This window comes from Rhodococcus sp. C26F, from assembly GCF_053345925.1.
In genome coordinates this window covers 1-3,203 of record NZ_JBKFBA010000057.1, presented here as the reverse complement: position 1 = coordinate 3,203, position 3,203 = coordinate 1, and the positions used below count along the sequence as shown (strand labels likewise).

4 protein-coding genes and 1 other RNA gene are annotated in these 3,203 nt (G+C 70.2%); 1 reads left to right on the top strand and 4 read right to left on the bottom strand.

Annotated elements, in window-relative coordinates; all coding sequences use genetic code 11:
• A partial coding sequence (locus tag ACLBYD_RS28345) for an alpha/beta hydrolase (protein ID WP_447819057.1) occupies positions 1–440 on the top strand: 440 nt, incomplete at its 5' end.
• A gap of 31 nt (positions 441–471) precedes the next feature.
• Here the strand turns inward: ACLBYD_RS28345 and ACLBYD_RS28340 are convergent.
• From ACLBYD_RS28340 to rnpB, 4 genes are all read right to left on the bottom strand, one after another.
• Positions 472–1,074, bottom strand: coding sequence for a CHAP domain-containing protein (locus ACLBYD_RS28340; RefSeq protein WP_447819056.1), 603 nt, complete (start codon positions 1,072–1,074; stop codon positions 472–474).
• Positions 1,064–2,473, bottom strand: a complete 1,410-nt coding sequence (locus ACLBYD_RS28335; RefSeq protein WP_447819055.1) for an RNB domain-containing ribonuclease — start codon at positions 2,471–2,473, stop codon at positions 1,064–1,066. The genes ACLBYD_RS28340 and ACLBYD_RS28335 overlap by 11 nt, the downstream gene beginning before the upstream one ends.
• Before the next feature lie 43 nt (positions 2,474–2,516).
• Positions 2,517–2,699 (bottom strand): hypothetical protein, encoded by a 183-nt coding sequence (locus tag ACLBYD_RS28330; RefSeq protein WP_006554424.1) that lies wholly within the window; start codon positions 2,697–2,699, stop codon positions 2,517–2,519.
• Positions 2,700–2,944: 245 nt separating this feature from the next.
• Positions 2,945–3,203, bottom strand: an RNA gene (gene rnpB, locus ACLBYD_RS28325) — RNase P RNA component class A; the annotation flags it as partial.

Below are 3,203 nucleotides of genomic sequence, written 5' to 3'. Positions count from 1 at the left end.
CCGCCGGGCCCGGCGAGCATCCCGTGGACGTCTACCACCGCCTGCTGCACTCGACCGATCCGGACGTCGCCTTGGACGCGGCGATCGCGTGGTCCACCTGGGAGGGCGCCACGAGTTCACTGCTGCCGAACCCGGATCGCGTCGCGGAGACGGCCGAACCCCGGTTCGCGCTGGCCTTCGCGCGTATCGAGAACCACTACTTCCACCACCGTGGCTTCTTCGACGAGGGGGCACTCCTGCGCGACGCGCATCTGCTGCGCGACATCCCCGGGGTGATCGTGCAGGGTCGCTACGACGTGGTGTGCCCGGCGCGCAGCGCGCACGACCTGCACGAGGCGTGGCCGTCCTCCCGCCTGCACATCGTCGACGATGCGGGACACGCGGCGACCGAACCGGGGAACGTGCACCACCTTGTCGAGGCCACGGACAGCTTTCGCTGACCCGGATCGGTCGGGCAGCCGTCGGCACGGATCAGTTCGGCAGCCGCCCGAAGCCGACCACGGCGTCGTCCCCGGTCACGTCGAGTTCGTGGACGCGGATGCGGCCCATCTCGTTTCCGCCGACGGTGATCGCGGAATCACCGTCGACGGCGACGACGATGTTCGTGTGCTCGCGCTGACCGACGCCGATCCTGTTGTGGTACAGCACCACATCGCCGACCTCCGGCCGGTACCCCGTGCCCGCCGGTTCGTAGCGGTCGGCCTGCTCGTAGAACTCACCGAGCGTGAACACGCCGGGGATCCGCCAGTGGCCCGAATGCGGATTGGACAGCGGCACACCGGCTTCCCGCATGATCCAGCTGACGAAGTCGGCGCACCACGGTTCGCGGACACCCTCCGAGTAGAACGTGCCGGGATTCTGCACCTCGTGCTGCTCCTCGAGCAGTTCGACGATCCGCACCTGCGTCGGTGTCAACGCCGAGGTGTCGATCTCGGGGAATGCCGCGCTGTCCCACGGGAACAGCCGGTTCGGCAGGATCCACCACACGAGCACCGCGAGCACCGCACCCAGTGCGAGCACGGCGGTGAGGACGGCAGCGACCGGCCGTCGCCGCCGCGTCGCCTCACCGGTCATGGTCGAAACGGATCTTGCGTGCCTGCGGGTCGGCGACGGTGAGCCGCACCCGCACCGTGCTGCCCTCCTCCGGTGCCCCGCCGCACGGGCCGACGACGGTCTCGGAGGCGACGAACACCTCCGCGTCGCGCCGCTCGGTGGCCTCCTTCAGGACCGTCGCCTCGAAGGTCTCCCCCACCCGTGGCGCGAGCACGACGGCCTCGGTCAGGTCGATGCACGCGCGGTTCACCTTGCCGGCGAGCGAATCGGTCGACGACATGATCTTCGGCATCGCGGCCAGTGCGGTGCGGACCTCGTCCGGGACGTCCCGGCCCGCCGACACCGCGAAGCACACCTCGGTGGCGTACCGGTCGGACAACCGGCGCAGCGGCGCGGTGACGTGCGCGTAGGGCGCACCGATCGCGCCGTGCAGGATCGTCTCGGGCAGGTCACCGTCGAAGGCCGCGTAGGACGCGCCGCGCAGCAATGTCGGCGCTTCGCTCATCAGCACGAGTGTCTTCGGGTCGTTGGCGTCGAGCGACGCGAGGAAGGCACCGACACCGAGCCCCGACGGCCACGGCACGTCCAGCGACCGCGCGGTGCGGCGCAGAGCATCGACCGCGGCGGGATCTGCGGGCGGAAGCGTACGCAGCAGGCCGGCCCGCGCGTCGATCATCATCTGCGCAGCGCACATCCCGGTGAGCAGCGAGATCTCCGAGTTCCACTCGTCGGCCTCGGTGCGCGGCTCGATCTGCAGCGTCCAGCCGCCGGCGTGCTGCACGACGTCCTGCGCGGGCAGGCGCAGTTCGATCGCTCCGCGGGCGAGCGCCGCGGCCGCTCGCAACCGCCCGAAGTCGGGCAGCGCCTCGACGGACGGATGCAGCCGGCCCGCGTCGGCGTCGCGCTGCACTCCGGCGTAGTCCATGCGCACGACCGAGCGGACGAGCGCGCGCCGCACGCTCACCGCGACGGGCTCGGCGCGGTGGTCGGTCTCGATCCGCCACAGCGCCGCCGGACGGACGGCGTCCGGCAGCAGGCTCGCGGTGCCCTCGGACAGCTCGCGCGGATGCAGCGGCACGGAGCCGTCGGGCAGGTAGAAGGTCTGCCCGCGGCGGTGCGTCTCGGCGTCCAGCGCGCCACCCGGTTCGACAAGTGCGTACACGTCGGCGATCGCGTAGTGCAGCACGAAGCCGTCGTCGGTGCGTTCGAGATGCAGGGCCTGGTCGAGGTCCATCGATCCGGGTGGGTCGATGGTCACGAGAGGCAGATCGGTGCGGTCCTCACGGACATCCGCGTAGCGGTCGGTCGCGTGTCGCGCCTCGGCGAGGGCCTCCGGCGGGAACTCGTCGACGAGGTCGAATTCAGCGCGCACGTCGGCGAAGTCGATCGCGGGCGCGACGACGAGGGGAGTAGTCACCACGATGCTCGTGAACTCCTGGTGGTTCGGGTGCTCGTCGTCGAACTCAGCCGTTCTTCCAGTCGTCGTCGGCGGCGTCGGCCGCCTTGTTCCGTTCTGCCGCGATCTCCAGCGCCCGCTGAGCGGTCTCCCTGTCCGGGTAGGGACCCATGCGGTTGAGGGCGTGCGGATCCTTGCCCTGGGAGACCTTCCCGGTGCGCACGTCGTAGTACCAGCCGTCGTCGCTCATGGTCTCAGTGTGCCCGAATCGCGTCTGTCTGTACGGACAACCCGTCGGCAGGCGTGGCGCGGTACTGTCGGGCCGCACACCCGTGCTCGATGTCCGAACGAAGGAGCAAGCAATGTCCTACATCCTCTACGACGCGTTGCTGCCCTGGCTGGGTCCGGATGCGGCCTCGTACTGGGCGCACCTGCTGGTCATCGATCCGATCTGACCCGACCGGTAGCAACGCGGTGGGATCGGGAGACGCCGGGCGAACGAGCCGGCCTGTAAGCCGGATCCTGTCCCCCGCCGAAACGGGGTGGCGACCATCCATCTGGGCACACCGTCGCCGGGTACCTCGAGCGGTTCACCCGCAGGCTCGGGCGAGCAGCCCTCGAACACCTGCGCAGCCGCACCGCAAGCGGTGCGACCTTCAACCTTGCTCCGGGCGGGGTTTACCTAGCCGCCCCGGTCACCCGGGGCGCTGGTGCGCTCTTACCGCACCCTTTCACCCTTACCTGCCGTACGGCA